12 protein-coding genes are annotated in these 17,344 nt (G+C 71.3%); 9 read left to right on the forward strand and 3 right to left on the reverse strand.

Annotation, left to right across the window (positions count from 1 at the left end; translation table 11 throughout):
- Nucleotides 1-139: 139 nt before the first annotated feature.
- On the forward strand, nucleotides 140-427 hold the full coding sequence (locus TR33_RS20190; RefSeq protein ID WP_014912338.1) for a DUF6504 family protein: 288 nt from the start codon (nucleotides 140-142) through the stop codon (nucleotides 425-427).
- A 24-nt stretch (nucleotides 428-451) separates the two neighbouring features.
- Here TR33_RS20190 and TR33_RS20195 read toward each other — a convergent pair whose 3' ends face one another.
- Complete coding sequence (locus TR33_RS20195) at nucleotides 452-1,039, reverse strand: GNAT family N-acetyltransferase (protein WP_042284777.1); 588 nt, start codon at nucleotides 1,037-1,039, stop codon at nucleotides 452-454.
- A 168-nt stretch (nucleotides 1,040-1,207) separates the two neighbouring features.
- Nucleotides 1,208-2,326 (reverse strand): peptidoglycan recognition protein family protein, encoded by a 1,119-nt coding sequence (locus TR33_RS20200; protein WP_042284779.1) that lies wholly within the window; start codon nucleotides 2,324-2,326, stop codon nucleotides 1,208-1,210.
- Nucleotides 2,327-2,818: 492 nt separating this feature from the next.
- Here TR33_RS20200 and cobT point away from each other — a divergent pair, with 492 nt between their 5' ends.
- The 8 genes from cobT (at nucleotide 2,819) to TR33_RS20240 (ending at nucleotide 16,819) form a co-directional block, all read left to right on the forward strand.
- Nucleotides 2,819-5,227, forward strand: a complete 2,409-nt coding sequence (gene cobT, locus TR33_RS20205; RefSeq protein ID WP_014911059.1) for a nicotinate-nucleotide--dimethylbenzimidazole phosphoribosyltransferase — start codon at nucleotides 2,819-2,821, stop codon at nucleotides 5,225-5,227.
- Nucleotides 5,228-5,493: 266 nt separating this feature from the next.
- Nucleotides 5,494-6,774 carry a uroporphyrinogen-III C-methyltransferase gene (gene cobA / locus TR33_RS20210; protein ID WP_014909720.1) on the forward strand — a complete coding sequence of 427 codons (1,281 nt, stop codon included), beginning with the start codon at nucleotides 5,494-5,496 and terminating at the stop codon, nucleotides 6,772-6,774.
- A gap of 73 nt (nucleotides 6,775-6,847) precedes the next feature.
- A complete protein-coding gene (locus tag TR33_RS20215; protein WP_014908531.1) occupies nucleotides 6,848-8,731 on the forward strand; it encodes a dynamin family protein in 1,884 nt (627 codons plus the stop codon).
- Nucleotides 8,728-11,370, forward strand: a complete 2,643-nt coding sequence (locus TR33_RS20220; RefSeq protein ID WP_042284780.1) for a YfjP family GTPase — start codon at nucleotides 8,728-8,730, stop codon at nucleotides 11,368-11,370. The genes TR33_RS20215 and TR33_RS20220 overlap by 4 nt, the downstream gene beginning before the upstream one ends.
- A gap of 418 nt (nucleotides 11,371-11,788) precedes the next feature.
- A complete protein-coding gene (locus TR33_RS20225; RefSeq protein WP_017533756.1) occupies nucleotides 11,789-13,141 on the forward strand; it encodes a GGDEF domain-containing protein in 1,353 nt (450 codons plus the stop codon).
- Nucleotides 13,142-13,228: 87 nt separating this feature from the next.
- The gene (locus TR33_RS20230) at nucleotides 13,229-14,374 is read left to right on the forward strand and encodes a DUF4192 domain-containing protein (protein ID WP_042284960.1); all 1,146 of its coding nucleotides are present in this window, start codon (nucleotides 13,229-13,231) and stop codon (nucleotides 14,372-14,374) included.
- A 100-nt stretch (nucleotides 14,375-14,474) separates the two neighbouring features.
- Nucleotides 14,475-16,139 (forward strand): energy-dependent translational throttle protein EttA, encoded by a 1,665-nt coding sequence (ettA, locus tag TR33_RS20235; protein ID WP_014911447.1) that lies wholly within the window; start codon nucleotides 14,475-14,477, stop codon nucleotides 16,137-16,139.
- A gap of 131 nt (nucleotides 16,140-16,270) precedes the next feature.
- Complete coding sequence (locus TR33_RS20240; RefSeq protein WP_017533758.1) at nucleotides 16,271-16,819, forward strand: globin; 549 nt, start codon at nucleotides 16,271-16,273, stop codon at nucleotides 16,817-16,819.
- 16 nt (nucleotides 16,820-16,835) lie between these two features.
- Here the strand turns inward: TR33_RS20240 and TR33_RS20245 are convergent, their stop codons facing one another.
- Nucleotides 16,836-17,258, reverse strand: a complete 423-nt coding sequence (locus tag TR33_RS20245; protein WP_017533759.1) for an acyl-CoA thioesterase — start codon at nucleotides 17,256-17,258, stop codon at nucleotides 16,836-16,838.
- Nucleotides 17,259-17,344: the final 86 nt, after the last annotated feature.

A 17,344-nucleotide genomic window follows, 5' to 3' on the forward strand; every position in this document is an offset into this window, starting at 1 on the left:
GCGGAAACGGTTCCGGACCGGAGCCTCCTTCGCTAGTATTCGAATGCTTGTTCGAATGCCCGGCCGTACTTCCCCACGGGTGGGCACCTGGTGGTGTGCCCTCGACTCAGCACCATCGGACGTCGTTGGAGGTCGGTCGATGCCGGGGGGAGTCGTCGTGGGGCGGTACTACGGGGCGGACGTCACCGTCGTGGAGGACGAGGGGCGTCCGGCCAGGTTCGTCTGGAACGGAAGGGTCTACGGGATCCGCAGGATCCTCGACCACTGGGTGACCCTGAGTTCGCTACGGAAGCCGGGCGAAGGCTCCTGGGCGCCCGAATGTCGGCACTGGAGGGTGGAGGCGGGGTCCGCCTACTCCCAGGGGGTGTACGAACTGCGGCACGACACCATCACGCGGGAGTGGACCCTGGCCCGGGTCTGGGGCTGACCCGGACGCTCGTGCCGGGGTGCCTCAGTCGGCCTCGGACCGTACGTCGGAGGGGACGAGGCTGTACACGGCCAGGTCGGCGCGTCCCTCGTGCAGGGGCATCGCGTTGCGTTCGACGCCCTCGGCGACGAAACCGGCGGCCTCGGCCACCCGGCGGGAGGCGGTGTTGCCGGTGGCGGCCTTGATCTCGATCCGTTGGAACCCCTGGCCGAGGGCCCAGCGGGAGACGGCCACGGTCGCCTCGGTGGCATAGCCCCTTCCACGGCCCCAGGGGGAGATCCAGTAGCCGATCTCGGTGACCATCGCGGGCCACTCCGTGCGCAGGAGGGACATCGAACCGATGAAACGCCCGCTCTCGCGCTCCAGGATCGCCCAGTGCTGGCCGTCCCCGGAGGTGCGGATGGACGGGGCCAGAGTCAGGCAGAAGTGTTCGGCCGACTCGCGGGTGTAGGGCTCTCCCGGAGCGGGGATCGGGATCCATCGCTGGAGCCCGGGGTCGGTGCAGGAGGCGTACACGTCATCGATGTCGCTTTCGAGCGCGGATCGCAGTCGCAGCCGTTCGGTCTCGAGGATGACCGCGGGCATGATCGGCGTGCTCCGGGCGCTGGTCATGGTGGCTCTCGTCCCTCTTTCTCCAGGTAAACGGGTTATGGACGGCGCGGGGTCCGATCACCCTATGTGTTCGTTCCGGGAGACGCGCAAGGGCGGGGCGGCCGATCGGGCCGCCCGTCGAGGGCGCGTTCGGCCCGACGGAGGGCGCCGGGCCGAACGCGTAGGGGATCAGAGCAGGCCTCGGGCCACCCGCTCCCGGATCAGGGTGTCGAAGACCTCGGAGAAGGCGTCGCCGGGGCAGGCGGTGTCCAGCCAGTCCCGGTGGCGGGCGACCGCCTCCTGCGGGGTCACCACCCCGGTGTCCGGGTTCACGTACTCGATGTCCCGGCCCGGATCGATCCCGGTCAGCGCGCACAGCAGGCGGAGCAGAGAGACCAGCGAGTCCTGAGCGGCCTGAGTGGGCAGGCCGTCGGTGAAGTCGCCGAGCAGGCACACACCGACGTTCCCGTGGTTGAACCCGACCGCGTGACCCGCGGTCACCGAACGGGCCAGACCGGGCAGGGGCGGACCGGAGAAGACGGGCACGCCGTCCTCGCCCGAGTGCCGTCCTTCGTAGATCGTGCCCTCGGGGTCGATGAGCAGGTGGTAGCCGATGTCGCCCCAGCCCAGGTCGGCCGCGTGGTATCGGTACACGGCCCGCATGTCGGCCGCGTGGTCGTCCGTGGTCTCCCACGCGGTGTGGTGCACGGTCAGGGCCTGGGTCCGGTGGAAGACGGCCGGCCACAGGTCGGTGCCGTCCTCATCGAAGCGCAGGGACTCGTCGGCGCCCCAGCCCGCGCGGCTGCGCATGCGCAGGACGGTGGGGCCGGAGAAGGACCGGATCCCCTCGCCCTCTGCCGACAGGGCGACCCGCTCGGGGCCGCCGAGGTTCAGTTCCTCACCGTCACGGGTGTTCAGGGCGGTGAGCTCGGCGCCGTCCGCACCGCGGACCTGGTAGCCGGTGGCGCCCTCGGGGGCGAGCGCCATCGCGGTGGCGACCGGCTCGTGGTGGTCGGGGCCCTCGGTGTGGAAGTCCAGTTCCCGCCAAGGGCCGAGGCCGTCGGGGCCTTCGAAGCGTACGGCGGTCTCGGAGGAGACGACCTCGGGAGGCCGTGCGACGGCGATGAGGTCGAAGCGCCGTTCGGGGCGGACGAGTTCTCCTGTGGCGGTGGCCCGCTCCGCGAGCACCCGGGGTGCCTTCAGCCCGTCGGTGGTCTCCGCCGAGGCCGCCGAGGTGAACAGCGAGGGGGCGAGGGAACTCAGGCCCGCCACCGCCGTGGCGCTGGTCAGGAAGGTACGCCTGCGCATGCGTGTCCGATCTGTTCTAGGGGATGAGAGTGCCCCATGGGAGGGGCGTGAAGCGCGTGCTGTGGATAGACGCGGCTCGGCACCGGAACAGCCTGCCACAGGCATGTGACTTGCGACACGATAACCCCGGGTGTCGGACCCACCGCGACGCGTGTTCGGCCCGACCGAAAAGCCTCGAAGAACGGGAGACCGCTGACTGAGAGGTGTTCGAAGAGGGGCGCGGGCCGCCGATATCACGGTCGGGTCGTGCCCCCTCCGGCCTTATCGGTCCTCGGTACCAGGGGGTATGCGGAACCCCGAAGGCCACCACGTACGGGGGTGGTCTCTGGCAGAGTTGGTGATGACCTGAGGCCCCTGCGCTCTGCGGGGGCAGGCTGCCCAGGGTCGGGGGACCTGTGCGAACGGTGCGGACACCGGGGACGACGTCGGTCCGAACCCCTACCGGACCGGATGAGACCGGGCAGCCCACGGACTTCTGCTGCGGGGAGCGATATGACCGACCACGACCGCGAGGACGCGCGTCACCGGGAGTACGAGGGGCCGAAATGGATGGGCGGACGCACCGCCCCCGGCCTCGGCCCGGCTCTGGGCGGCCTGTTCGAGGGTCTCCCTGGAACCGGTCAGGGGCCCCGGGGACGGGACGCGATGGGAGACCCCTCCCATCGGGTCCTCCAGGAACCCCAGGGGGCGCCCATGAACCCCGTCCGCCCCGAACGGCACACGATGTACGAGGAGAGCCGCCCGGAACAGCACGTCTCCAGGCACCCGGAACACGACCACGGTGAAACGGCCGGCCACCCGTCGGGCACGACGACCCCCCGGACCGAACCGGCATCGCGTCCGTCGATGGAGGGGCGCCGCGTTCCGGCCGCCGAGGAGCGGGCCGAGGAGCTGCGGCCCAACGTCATCCCCTTCCGGGGCGGCGCCCAGCCTCCCCGTTCCACACCTCCCCGCCCGCAGTGGGACACGGGGGCGAGCACGGACCACGGTCAGGTGGACGAACCGCCGATGTCGGTCCGGCCGACGGTCCGGGACGGTGTCGAGCGCGCGCACGAGACGCTCGACCCTCTTCCGGAACCGCCGCACCAGGGGAGCCCCCGAAGTGACGAGGCCGTCGAAGCGGACCGCCCCCGACCGAGCCCCGAGACGCCCCGGAGCCCCTCCGACGACGTTCCGCGCGCCTCCGAAAGGGACTTCGACGAGACCGAACGCGCCGCCGTCTACCGCGCCATACGCGAACGCCGTGACGTCCACGCGGGCTTTCGCCCCGACCCCGTCCCGGCCGACGTGCTCACCCGTGTCCTGGAGGCCGCCCACCAGGCGCCCGGGGTCGGCCACACCCAGCCCTGGGACTTCCTGGTCATCGACGACCCGGAGCTGCGCGCCCGGGTGCGCGACCTCGCCGAGCGCGAGCGCGCCACCTACGACGACGCCCACCCCGACACCCGGGCCCACGCCCTCTCCGGCCTCAAGGTCGAGGCCATCGCCCAGAGTCCGACCAACATCGCGGTGACGGTCGACCCCACCCGGGGCGGTCGTACACCGGGGCGGCACTCCAAACCCGCCTCCTACTCCGCTGCGCTCGCGGTCGAGAACCTGTGGCTGGCGGCCCGCACCGAGGGGCTCGGCGTCGGTTGGGTCTCGCTCGTCGACGAACGAGAGGTCGCCGACGCCCTCGACCTCCCCTCCCACCTGGAGGTCGTCGCCTACCTCTGCGTCGGCTACGTTGAGGAATCACCGACGACCGACACCGAGGACGACGGACGGACCCGGGGACGCCCCTTGGCGTGGGTGGTGCACCGTGACCGTTACGGTCGTCGAGGTCTGCCCGGTCAGGAGCCCACGACCCTCCTGGAGGAGACCATCACCGCCATCGGAGCGCTCGACCACCGCGCCGTGGAGGAGGCCCGCGACCGGCAGGCCCGTATGACCAAGCCCCCGGGCTCCCTGGGGGTCCTGGAGGAGGTGTCGATCCGGCTCGCCGGGCTGGCCGGACAGTCCCCTCCGCCGATCCCCGAACCCGCGGCCGTCGCCGTCTTCGCCGGTGACCACGGCGTGCACGCCCAAGGTGTGACGCCTTGGCCGCAGGAGGTCACCGCGCAGATGGTCCGTAACTTCCTCGACGGGGGAGCCGTGGTCAACGCCTTCGCCGCCCAGGTGGGGGCCGAGGTGACCGTGGTGGACGTCGGCGTCATCGAGGACCTCGCCCCTCGACCGGGCCTGCTGTCCCGCAAGGTGGCGCGGGGCACCGCCGACCTCGCCCGCGGACCGGCCATGTCCCGGGAACAGGCGCTCCACGCTCTGGAGACCGGTATCGAGGTCGCCCGCGACCTGGTCTCGTCGGGCGCGCGCTGCCTGCTCACCGGTGACATGGGCATCGCCAACACCACCCCGTCCGCCGCGCTGATCTGTGCCTTCACCGGGGCCGACCCGGCTCTGGTCACCGGTCGCGGAACGGGGGTGGACGACGCCACCTACGGACGCAAGGTCGAGGTGGTCCGCCAGGCGTTGACGGTCGACCCGCCGGACCTCGACGACCCGATCGGCGTCCTGGCCTCCCTCGGTGGTCTGGAGCACGCGGCCCTGACCGGCTTCATCCTGGGCGGCGCCGCCCTGCGCGTCCCGGTGTTGCTGGACGGGGTGATCGCCGGCTCCGCCGCGGCCGCTGCGGCGGCGATCTCCCCGGAGTCCATGGCCGCCTGCTTCGCCGGGCACCGTTCCACAGAGCCCGGGCACGACGCCGTGCTCGAACACCTGGGGTTGCGTCCTCTGATCGACCTGGAGATGCGTCTGGGCGAGGGCTCGGGCGCCCTGCTGGCGTTGCCGCTGTTGCAGGCGGCCGCACGCGCCCTGCGCGACGTCGCCACCTTCGACACCGCCGGGGTCTCCACCGCCCCGTGAGGCCGAAGGGCCGCCGGAACCCGACCCCGACGGGAACGGCCTCCGGCGGCCCGGACCGGGCGCGTGAGACGCCCGGACGTGAGGACGGGCACGGTGTGAATCACCTCTCCCGTGCCCGCTCCTTGACCTCCACGTGACACCGTTTCGGCAAGGTAATTTGAACCAATCGCCGAACATCGCCGGCGGCGCGCCGAGGCAGGGCCCCGCGCGCGCACCCCGCCGCCGACGTCGGGGGCCGGCACGGACGACCATGAGGGGTGCGATCCGTGACCTATCTCCTGGGCCTGCGCATGCGGGACCGTGACGTGCTTGTCGTCGGCGGGGGCAGGGTCGCCCAGCGCCGTGTCCCCGTCCTCCTGGAGGCGGGGGCCCGGATCACCCTCATATCCCCCGAGGTCTCCCCGGCCCTGGAGGATCTGGCCGCCGCCGGGCGGATCACCTGGCTCCGCCGTGCCTGGCGGGCGGGGGACGTCTCGGGGCCCGAGGCTCCCGCCTTCTGGCTGGTGCACGCCGCCACCGACGACCCGGAGATCAACGCCGAGGTGTCCGAGGAGGCCGAAGGCGCCCGGGTCTGGTGCGTGCGCGCCGACGATCGGCACACCTCCTCCGCGTGGACACCGGCGGGAGGCTCCGCCAACGGCATCACCGTCGGTGTCCTGGCCTCGGGCGACCCGCGGCGCGCGGCGGGCCTGCGCGACGCCATCACCGAGGGCCTCGCCGACGGCACCCTGGACGCCCGCCGCGGCCGGGAGCGCCTGCGCGGGGTCGCGCTGGTCGGCGGCGGCCCCGGCGACCCGGGCCTCATCACCGTCAGGGGGCGGCAGTTGCTCGCCCAGGCCGACGTGGTGGTGGTCGACCGTCTGGCGCCCACCTCGCTCCTGGACGGACTGCCCTCCGATGTGGAGATCGTGGACGCCGCCAAGATCCCCTACGGCCGTTCCATGCCGCAGGAGGCCATCAACGAGGTGCTCGTCGAACGTGCGGGCCGGGGCCTCTTCGTCGTCCGTCTCAAGGGCGGGGACTCCTTCCTCTTCGGACGAGGGGGAGAGGAGGCCGCCGCCTGCGCCGCTGCGGGGATCCCGGTCACCGTGGTGCCCGGGGTGACCAGCGCCCTGGCCGCCCCCGCCGCCGCCGGGGTGCCCGCCACCCACAGGGGCGTCGCCCAGGACATCCACATCGTCTCCGCGCACGTGGCCCCCGACGACCCGCGTTCCACCGTCGACTGGGCCGGGCTGGCCCGGGCCCACGGTACGGTCGTCGCCCTCATGGGGGTGGAACGGATCGAGGCCGTCACCGAGGCGCTGATCGCGCACGGTCGGTCGGAGGACACCCCCGTCGCGGTGGTCCAGGAGGCGACCCTGCCGGGACAGCGAACGGTGACGGGTACGCTGGCGGACATCGCCGCAACGGTCCGATCGGCCGGCGTGCGGCCCCCCGCCGTGGTGATCATCGGAGAAGTGGTCAAAACGGCTCGGGATCTTGACATACTGCACACGGGTGCCCAGTACGAGCCGGAGCGACTGGCGACCGGGCGCGATCTTCCGTGACACCTTCGATCCAGGCGCGCGTTCGCCGCGCCGACGAGGGGATCTCAGCACCGATGAGGAGGGCATACCGATCATGACCCGGCCGTCGGCAGCATCGGACACCTCGGAATCCGATGCCCCGGACCGGTTCGAAGCCGGACCGGACGCCACCTCAGACCAGACCGGCCCGGGCCTCGGCCCCGCGGCCGACGACCTCGACGGAGAACGTCGAGGACCCACCGTCCCTCTACCCTCCGGGCAGGCCAAACACCGTGCCCCCACCGGCGAGGACAGCCGTTTCGAACAGGTTCTGGAGACTCTGCGCAAGCAGGTCCTGGACCTGGAGTTCGCCGACGGTCTGGACGGGGCCGAAGAGGGACGGGCCCTGAAGGCGGACGTCCTGGCCCAGCTCTCCGACTACGTCCTGCCCCGGGTACGACGCCCCGACATCCCTCTGCTCATCGCCGTGGCCGGTTCCACCGGTGCCGGCAAGTCCACGCTGGTCAACAGCCTGGTCGGTGAGCAGGTGACCACCACAGGCGTGCGCCGCCCCACCACCAACAGCCCCGTGCTGGCCTGCAACCCGGCCGACGTGGACTGGTTCAGCGAGGCCTCCTTCATCCCCTCCCTGCCCCGTGTGCGCCAGCAGGGTCTGGCCATGCCCGGCAAGGACGGCATGCTGGTCCTGGCCGCGACCGAGGCGATGCCTCCGGGCGTGGCCCTGCTGGACACCCCCGACGTCGACTCCGCCGTCTCCGCCCACCACGAGTTCGCGGCCAAGTTCCTGGACGCCGCCGACCTGTGGGTGTTCGTCACCACCAGCGGCCGTTACGCCGACGCCCGGGTGTGGGAGTTCCTCCAGGTGGCCCGGGACCGGGACACCTCCATGGCCGTGGTGCTCTCCCGGGTGCCGCGCAGGGGGCGTCGTCGTCTCCTCGACCACTTCGGCGCGATGCTGGAGGCCAACGGTCTCGGCCACGCCGCCAGGTTCGCGATCCCCGAGACCGACCAGATCCGGGGAGAGCGCTTCACCTCCAACGTCGCCGACCACATTCGCGAGTACCTCGCGGACGTGGCGGGCGAGGCCGAACAGCGCGACCGGGTGTCCCGTCGCACCTTCATCGGTGTCATCGACAGCTTCCGCACCCGTGTCCCCGAACTGGCCCGCCAGGTGGAACGGCAGATCGAGACGGGCCACGCCCTGGGGGCCGTCGTCGACGACGCCTACTCCGACGCCCAGGACCGTATCGACACCTCCCTGGGCGACGGGTCGCTCCTGCGCGGCTCCCTGCTGGCCCGCTGGCAGGAGGTCACCGCCGGAGGCGACCTCGCCAAGAGCATGCGTCCTCGGGGCAAGCGCTCCCGCAAGGGCCGTTCCGAACAGGCCGAACGCGGTCGTCGGGTCGGTGCCCTGGAGGACGCCGTGCGCGACTCCCTGGAGGCCCTTGTGGTCTCCGCCGCGGAACGCGCCGCCGAGCGGGTCGAACAGCGGTGGCGCAAGGTGCCCGGGGGCGACGCCCTGGTCGAGAAGGCCCTGGCCAACCCCGGCGGGATGGACCTCGCCCGCCAGATGCGCCAGGAGATCGGCGAGTGGCAGCGCGAGATCGCCGAGCTGACCGCCGCGGACGGCGCCACCAAACGCTCGGTGGCCCGTTTCGTCTCCTTCGACCACGACGTCGTCGCCCTGGTCATGATCATCGACCTGCTCGGCTACGAACAGACCCGTTCCGGAGGCGGAGCCCACGCGGCCGAGTCCTCCGGCCCCTCCCCACAACGCCTGCTCAAGGGCTTGTTCGGCGCGCAGTCACTGCGCAGTATCGGCGGATCGGCGCGGGAGAACCTGCGTCGACGTGTCCTCGGCCTGCTCGCGTACGAGCGGGTCCCCTTCGACACCGCCCTGTCCGGCGCGGACATCCCGTCCGACGACAGCGCCGTCCAGCTCTACCAGGCCACGTACAACCTTGAGATTGCACGATGACGACTCAATGGAACCCCGCGCAGGCGGGGGACACCGGTGGCGGGGAACCTCGCCCCACCGGTGAGGACACCGAACGCGAGAGTACGGCGGGTCCCGGGCCGTGGGTCGACGACCCCGCGCCCGAACCCACCGCTCCCCGCGTGCGTGAGCAACAGAGCGGCCCCTGGCGTGGCTACACCATGCCGGTCCCCGAACATCCCGAGCACGCCGAGGAGCGGATCAGGGGCGTCGACGACCAGCCCGCGTACGACGGGATCACCGGATACCCGGACCCCTCCGGAGCCGGCGCGGCGCACGGAGCCCTCCAGAGCGGCACGGAGGCGCGTCGTGAACCCGCCGCCTCGAAGGCCGAGCCCGAGGAGATGAGAGGCGAGGGCAGGCGTCGTTCCGGGCGGCACGCCCGCCTGACCGGAGAGGCGCGGCGCGCCCCGGTCGAGGGCGACCACGACGACCCCGAGAACCTCGCGGGCTGGGTCGGCAGCCTCACCGAGGCCGCCGACGACGCGCGTATCGCGGGCCGTCACACGGGGGCCTTCCCGGCGATCCGGCCCGAGCCAGAGCCCGAGGTCGACCCGGAACGCGAGCCCGCCGAGGCCGAGGCCGAGGCCGATGAGGCCGTGGCCGAACAGGAACCCGATCGTCGAGGCGCCCGTCCCGCGCCCGGAGCGGGCGACCCCCGTTCCCAGGCCACCTGGGTCCCCGACCCGCAGACCGACGAGGACGGGGACGAGAACGAGGAGGGCGAGGACACCGGGGGGCCGGCCTCGGAGGACCGTGTCCCGGAGGAGACCGGGGCGGTGAAGGAGCCGGACGAACCGGAGCCTCTGCCCCGCCGGGTCCCCGGACCCTCCGCGGTCTCGGGCGCCTTCCGCGCCATCGGGCCCGACACCACGGTCCCCGAGCGCCCCACCGAGGAGGAGGCGACCGGGAGGACCGAGGAGGTCGAGGAGGAGTACCGCTTCACCGACCACGACCGTCCCAGCACGGCCGGGGCCACCACCCGCTCGGAGCTCATCGGGCGGCTGGAGGCCCTGAGCACCCTCGTCGAACTGGGCGGCGACGACCTGCCCGAGGAGGCGACGGGCCGGGCCGGACAGCTCCTCGACCACGCGGGGGCGCGTCTGCGCCTGTCCGCCGAACACACGGTCGTGGCCCTGGCCGGTGGCACCGGGAGTGGTAAGTCCTCCCTGTTCAACGCGTTGTGCGGACTGGAGCTCTCCCAGATCGGGGTCACCCGACCCACCACATCCAAGGCGCACGCCTGCGTGTGGGGACACGAGGGCGCCGACGCCCTGCTGAGCTGGTTGGGCGTGCCCACCCGCTACCGACACTCGCGCACCAGCGTCCTGGACACGGGCGACTCGGCGCTGACCGGCCTGGTCCTGCTCGACCTGCCCGACCACGACTCGGTGCGCAGCGTGCACACGGCCGAGGCCGATCGGCTGATCGGTTCGGTGGACCTGCTCGTGTGGGTGTTGGACCCGCAGAAGTACGCCGACGCGGCCGTCCACCACCGTTACCTGGCCAAGATGGCCGGGCACGGCGCGGTCACCGTCGCGGTCCTCAACCAGGTGGACAAGGTCGAACCCGAGGAGCTGGAGGAGCTGCTCACGGACCTGCGCCGTCTCCTGGAGACGGAGTCGGGGGTGCACCCCCGGGTGATCACCACCTCGACCCTCACCGGTCAGGGCATCGACGAACTGCGCGGGTTCCTGGGGGAGACGGTCGGAGAGCGACGCGCCCTCGTGGACCGTCTGGTCGCCGACCTGGACCAGGTCGTCGAGCCGTTCGAGGAGTTCCGGGGGACGGGGGAGATCCCCCGGACCGTCTCCGAGCGGGTGCGTTCCCGGGTCCAGGAGGGGCTCGCCGACGCCGCGGGTGTGGCGGCGGTGGCCGACGTGGTCGAGACCAACGAGGTTCGTCGTGGCAAACGTCGGGTCGGTTGGCCGGTGGCGCGGCGGGCCTCCAGCCTGCGCAAGGACCCGCTGGCCGCCGTCCAGCTGGACTTCCTGCGTCGGGCCGAGCCCGGCGTCGGCGGCCCGGTCGACGCCCACGAGGCCGAATTGGAGACGGCCCTGGGCGAGGCGGCGGACGAGATCTCGCGGGAGATGCCCTCGCTCTGGCGTCGGAGGATGCGCGCGGCGGCCCGTTCGGGGCTGTCCGAGCTGTCGGCGGAGCTGGGCGAGGCGGTCTCCGGCGCGGTCGGCGACCCGGATCGCAGCCCCTCATGGTGGCGTCCGGCCCGGGCGGTGCAGTACGCGCTGCTGACGGTGGCCGGTATCGGCCTTCTCTGGGCCCTGGTGTCGTCGGTGAGTCTGATCGGCGGTGGCATCACCGGACTGCGGATGTTCGACGATCCGCTCTTCATCGCCTACTCGGGCGCCGTGGTGGCGGCCGGCCTGGTGGTGGGATGGCTGACCGGCGTGGGCTGCGGGAACCTCGTCGAGGTGGCCGCGGTCCAGCGCCGTGAGGAGGTCGAACGGACCGCTTTGGAGCGGGTCCGGGAGATCGCCGCGCAGCGGGTCGTGGCCCCGATGGAGGAGGAACTGGAGCGCTATCGCGCCTTCCGGGAGGCCTACGAGGCGGCGGTGCCTCGGGATCGGCGGGCCGGCCGACGGCACGGGGCGCACGAGGAGTGAGGATCGAAACCGTCGTCCGAGGGTGATGTTTCGGGGACGACGGGTGATCGGGGGCGGATCGTCTAAGGGCGATTCGTCCCCGTTCGTATGTATTGGAGCGAATTCAGGCTGGTAGAAGGCAAATCGTGACTCTTGTCAACTCCCTTGGGACACAGGGTGAGGGCTACCGTGTCCCCAACCCACGAGTCACATACAATCGGCGATTAAGTTATTACCCAAAGTAATGTAAAGTGGGGAGGGTGTGCTTGCCGAGGCGCCGACCAGGGGGGTTGTTCGCCGGTTCCGGTGACCGAACGGTATCGCGGGGGAACGTGGGGCGAATCCGGTTCGTCGAAGGGAGAACCGTGAGAGGCGGTGGGCACATCAGAGTCCCAGAGGCCGAAGGGCAGAGGGCGGAACGAGGGGGGAGGACGGAACGGTGAGTATCTCGGAGAAGCCGATGGCGCCCGAGGGGAGCCCGCCGGGGGTCTGGCGGTCCTGGCCGGTCTTCCGACAGCCTCCGGGGCTGGTCGTCTACCTGGTCCTACTGGTGTTCGTCGCGTTGTTCCTGTTCGGGGTGGCCGCCGCGCAGACGGTGTTCACCGCCTACGACCTCACGCTCTTCGTCGCCCTCACACTGTGCGCCGTGGTGTGCGTGGAGGCGATCCGGCGCATCGGGATCCCCGAAGGCGTGAGCCGCGACCTGCTGGGCGCCTGGTGGCTACCGGCGATGCTCCTGCTGCCGCCGCTGTACTCGCTCCTGATCCCCGCGCCCGTCTTCCTCATCCTGCAACGCAGGAGCAGGCGGGCGCTCCTGCACCGCAGGGTCTTCAACGCCGCCTCGGTCGGCGTCTCCGGGTTCCTGGCCTCGGTGCTCTGGAACAGCGGGCAGAACGGACCGATCGCCGGGATCGGCGGCACCTCCTCCGCGCACGAGACCCTGACCACCGTCAACGGCGTCTTCCTGGCCCTGGCCTGCTGCGCCGTCTTCACGCTGCTCAACACCCTCCTGGTCTTCTTCGCGGCCCGGCTCAGCACCGGGGCCGGCAGTACGCCGAGCATGTGGGACCGTGAGGCGCTCCTGGTGGACTCCGTCGAATTATGTGTCGGCGTCACCGTCGCCATCCTCGCGCAGCTCTCCCTGTTCCTGCTGGTGATCGCCGTTCCCCCGGTGCTCCTGCTCCAGCGCAGCCTCGTCTACCAGCAGTTGCAGACCGCCGCCCGTACCGACCCCAAGACCGGGCTCCTCAACGCCCCCACCTGGGAACAGGAGGCGGCGGCGCAGATCGCTCGCGCGCGTTCCTCGTCCGGTCAGGCCGCCGTGCTCATCGTCGACATCGACCACTTCAAACGGGTCAACGACAACTACGGGCACCTCTTCGGCGACCAGGTCCTGCTGGGGGTGGCCACCACCATCTCCCAGCAGTTGCGCCAGTCCGACCTGCTCGGTCGCTTCGGGGGCGAGGAGTTCGTGGTCCTGCTGCCGGGCGCGGACACCACCGAGGCATGGCAGGCGGCGGAACGACTGCGCTCCCAGGTCGGCCGGATGGAGATCGCGGTGGACGACGTCCCCGTGTCGATCACCATCTCGATCGGTTTGGCGGTGGTCGGCGACCACGGCGACGATCTCGTCGAGCTGCTCACCGCGGCCGACCTCGCGCTCTACCGGGCCAAGGAGACCGGCCGCGACCGGGTCTGCCTGCCCGCGGGGCGGCCCGAGGTGAGCGGGAAGATCCCCGGCCCCCGGGAGGGGGAGACCCACCGGGCCGGCGGTTCGGCCGATCAACTCTGAGCGGTGGGTCGGGGAGGCGCGCGGGTTGTCCACAGGCTCCGACACCTGTGCTTGCGCCGTCACCGCCCGGTGACCGAACGTGAGTACATGCCTCGTGATCGGTACGAACCCTCCCCGGACCCCGACGACCTTCCCCGACCCACCGACGGCCCCGCCGCCTTCGACGGAGGGGGCGCCGGCCCCGGCCCTCGACCGCCGACCCTCGGCCCCCCACTGCGGCTGAACGACGCGAACGACCTCCTGGCGATCCTGCCCCGCCTGGTCCGCCGACCGCTCGTCGACGCGGTCGTCACCCTGGTCCTGGACCGGCACGAGGTCCTCGGGGTGCTGTACGGCCCCCTCGACCACCTGGAGCGGACCTCGGCGACCGAACACGGTGGTTCGAGCGCGGTGGAGATCGCCCTGCGCTCCTCGGCCGACTCGATCCTGGTGATCGCCTTCGGCCCGGCGGAACGGGTGGACCCCCACGTGACCTCGCTGCTCGTGGCGGCCGGGACGGCGGGCCTGGCGGTGCCGGAGGCGCTGCGGATCACCGACGGTCGTTACCTCTCCTACCTGTGCCGAGGAGCCGACTGCTGCCCGGAGGAAGGGCACCCCCTCGCCCCTCGACCCGCACCGATCCCCCTCCCGGGCCTGGAACCCGGGGAACCGGTACGGGACGCCCGGATCCGGGCCCTGCTCGAACCGGTCGAGGGCACGCCCCGCGCGACGGCGGAACGGGCCGCCGCGGCCGAGGAGGAACGCGCGCGGCGCGAGGACCCCCGGGCCGCGGGCCGTGTCCCCTCGGTGCTCAGGGCGGTCCGGAGGGAGCGGGAGGGGCGTGTCACCGACCCCGGCGCCCTGGCGGCGCTCGGGGTCCATCTGCTCGATCTCCGGGCTCGGGACGCGGTCTGGGCCGGGATCACCCCGGAGACGGCCCGGCTCCACCTCGGGTTGTGGTCCAGGGTCGCCCGCCACGTCCCCGAACGCCATCGGGCCGCCCCGGCGGCCCTGCTCGCGGTCGCGGCCTGGCAGCTGGACGATGAACCTCTGGCCAGGGCCGCCCTGCGGGTCGCCACCGAGGCCGCTCCCGGGTACGCGATGGCGGTGCTGATGGAACGGGCCTTGAGTTGGGGGTTGCCCGCCGACCGTTGGGCCGGATACGTGGCCGAACACGGGGGAGCCGAGGGCCTGACACGGGCGACCTTGGAGCGGGAACCCGAACCCGACGACCCACCGGAAGGGCGCCTATAGGGATGAATCGGATAGGAGGGGGCGCGAACCCCTGTGGGGCGGGGGAGGCCGCACGGAACTCGTGGCCCCGGCACATCTCCCGACGCCCTAGGCTGGAGGCATGCCGGAGTACATCTACACCATGCAAAACGTGCGCAAGGCGCATGGCGACAAGGTCGTCCTGGACAACGTTTCGGGTTCGTTCCTGCCCGGAGCCAAGATCGGTGTCGTGGGACCCAACGGTTCGGGTAAGTCGACGCTGCTGAAGATCATGGCCGGCATCGAGCAGCCGTCCAACGGCGAGGCGCGACTCATGCCGGGGTTCACGGTGGGCCTGCTCGCCCAGGAGCCGCACCTCGACGAGACCAAGACCGTCCTGGAGAACGTGCAGGACGGCGTCGCCGAGACCAAGGCGATGCTGGACCGCTTCAACGAGATCGCCGAGAAGATGGCGACGGACTACTCCGACGATCTTCTCGAGGAGATGGGCAAGCTCCAGGAGCAGCTCGACCACCGCAACGCCTGGGACCTGGACAGCCAGCTCGAGCAGGCGATGGACGCTCTGCGCTGCCCGCCCGGGGACGCCGACGTCACCCAGCTCTCCGGTGGTGAGAAGCGTCGGGTCGCCCTCTGCAAGATCCTGCTGGAGGCCCCCGACCTGCTGCTGCTCGACGAGCCCACCAACCACCTGGACGCCGAGAGCGTGAACTGGTTGGAGCAGCACCTGGCCAAGTACCCCGGCACCATCATCGCCATCACCCACGACAGGTACTTCCTGGACCACGTGGCGACCTGGATCCTGGAGCTGGACCGGGGACAGTTCTACCCCTACGAGGGCAACTACAGCACCTACCTGGAGACCAAGCAGGCCCGCCTGAAGGTCGAAGGGCAGAAGGACGCCAAGAAGGCCAAGCGTCTCAAGGAGGAGTTGGAGTGGGTCCGCTCCAACGCCAAGGCCCGTCAGACCAAGAGCAAGTCCCGTCTCCAGCGCTACGAGGAGATGGCCGCCGAGGCCGACAAGACCCGCAAGCTGGACTTCGAGGAGATCCAGATCCCGCCGGGTCCGCGCCTGGGCAACACCGTGGTCGAGGTCAAGAACCTCACCAAGGGCTTCGACGACCGGGTGCTCATCGAGAACCTCAGCTTCTCGCTGCCGCCCAACGGCATCGTCGGCATCATCGGCCCCAACGGTGTCGGTAAGACCACGCTGTTCAAGATGATCGTGGGCGAGGAGACCCCCGACGAGGGCACCATCAACGTCGGTGACACCGTCCAGATCTCCTACGTCGACCAGTACCGGGGTCGTATCGACGACACCAAGAACGTCTGGGAGACCATCTCCGACGGCGAGAGCTTCATCGAGGTCGGAAAGGTCGAGATCCCGAGCCGCGCCTACGTCGCCGCCTTCGGCTTCAAGGGTTCGGACCAGCAGAAGTCCTCCGGGGTGCTCTCCGGTGGTGAGCGCAACCGCGTCAACCTGGCGCTCACGCTCAAGCAGGGCGGCAACCTGCTGCTCTTGGACGAGCCCACCAACGACCTGGACGTGGAGACCCTCGGGTCGCTGGAGAACGCCATCCTGGACTTCCCGGGCTGCGCCGTGATCACCTCCCACGACCGCTGGTTCCTGGACCGCGTCGCCACGCACATCCTCGCCTGGGAGGGTGGCGCCAACTGGTTCTGGTTCGAGGGCAACTTCGAGGCCTACGAGAAGAACAAGGTCGAGCGCCTGGGCCCGGACGCCGCGCGTCCGCACGCGGTCACCCACCGCAAGCTCACCCGCGACTAGTCGCGGAACGCTCGTGTTCGGCCCCGCCCTCCGGCCTCGGAGGGCGGGGCCCTTCCGTGCCCGATGGTCGATCTATTCCCTCCGGAGGGCTCGACCTGACGGAACGGGGGACGTCGCATACCCTGGGGGCGATGACTTCCGCGCGTGATGACCACCAGAGCGCGGGCGACGAGCCCGTGCGGACGACCTTCTACGAGGCCGTGGGCGGGGAGGAGACCTTCACCCGCCTGGTACGCCGTTTCTACGAGCGTGTGGCCGAAGACCCCGTTTTGCGACCCATGTATCCGGAGGAGGACCTCGGCCCCGCCGAGGAACGGCTCCGGCTGTTCCTCATCCAGTACTGGGGAGGGCCGCGCACCTACAACGAGCTGCGCGGCCACCCGCGTCTGCGGATGCGGCACTTCCCCTTCCGCATCGGTGCCGTCGAGCGCGACCTGTGGCTGGAGCACATGCGCGCCGCGGTGGACTCCCTGGAGCTGCCCCAGAGCCTGGAGCGCCGTCTCTGGGAGTACATGGTCATGGCCGCGCACAGCATGGTCAACGTCCCGGAGGAGGCCACGCCTCCGGAGGTGGCCGAGCCGACCTCGGTGACGGTCGGACCCGACGGCGGTGTGCGTGCGGGCGGCTCGGACGACGGTGACGACGACGGCGAGGCCATCACCATCTCACTGAAGCGTTGAGCCGGGGCGGTTCCGCTCAGGAGTACTCGGCGAGCAGGGCGCGCTCGGTGTCGTTCAGACGCCGGGCGCTCTGCGTCGCCACGTCGAAACCGACCAGGACGGTCGAGGCCTTCAGGTACACGCGCTCGTCGTCGAGGATCTCGTAGGCCAGGGTGCAGCTGGCGTTGCGCACCTGTGTCACCCACAGTTCGACCCGCACCGGGTCGGTCCGGGGCAGCAGCGGGGCGACGTAATCGGCCTCCTGACGGGCCACCACCATGGCCCCGAAGCCATCGCCCCGCGCCACCGAGCCCAGGTTGAGGAACGAGACCCGGGCGTCCTCCAGGTAGGTGAGCATCCGCACGTTGTTGACGTGCTGCTGGGGGTCCAGGTCGGCGTAGCGCACCTGCGCGTGGTGCACGTACCGCTTGGTCTCGGCGGTGGTCTCGGTCGGGGTCACGTTGCGGGTCCTCTCCCTCGGGTCACCCCCGGAGGGGCTCCTGCGCTCGGGTGCGCCCGGCGGGGAACGTCGGGGCACGACCCCTC

It is taken from the genome of Nocardiopsis alba, assembly GCF_000710955.1.
Classification (GTDB): Bacteria; Actinomycetota; Actinomycetes; order Streptosporangiales; family Streptosporangiaceae; genus Nocardiopsis; species Nocardiopsis alba.

Excerpts from the sequence above, each read along its gene's own strand:
- TR33_RS20220 (WP_042284780.1), top strand. The coding sequence starts at position 8,728 with ATGACGACTCAATGGAACCCCGCGCAGGCGGGGGACACCGGTGGCGGG.
- cobT (WP_014911059.1), top strand. The coding sequence starts at position 2,819 with ATGACCGACCACGACCGCGAGGACGCGCGTCACCGGGAGTACGAGGGG.
- TR33_RS20240 (WP_017533758.1), top strand. The coding sequence starts at position 16,271 with ATGACTTCCGCGCGTGATGACCACCAGAGCGCGGGCGACGAGCCCGTG.
- TR33_RS20200 (WP_042284779.1), bottom strand. The coding sequence starts at position 2,326 with ATGCGCAGGCGTACCTTCCTGACCAGCGCCACGGCGGTGGCGGGCCTG.
- TR33_RS20230 (WP_042284960.1), top strand. The coding sequence starts at position 13,229 with ATGCCTCGTGATCGGTACGAACCCTCCCCGGACCCCGACGACCTTCCC.
- TR33_RS20195 (WP_042284777.1), bottom strand. The coding sequence starts at position 1,039 with ATGACCAGCGCCCGGAGCACGCCGATCATGCCCGCGGTCATCCTCGAG.
- TR33_RS20190 (WP_014912338.1), top strand. The coding sequence starts at position 140 with ATGCCGGGGGGAGTCGTCGTGGGGCGGTACTACGGGGCGGACGTCACC.
- ettA (WP_014911447.1), top strand. The coding sequence starts at position 14,475 with ATGCCGGAGTACATCTACACCATGCAAAACGTGCGCAAGGCGCATGGC.
- TR33_RS20215 (WP_014908531.1), top strand. The coding sequence starts at position 6,848 with ATGACCCGGCCGTCGGCAGCATCGGACACCTCGGAATCCGATGCCCCG.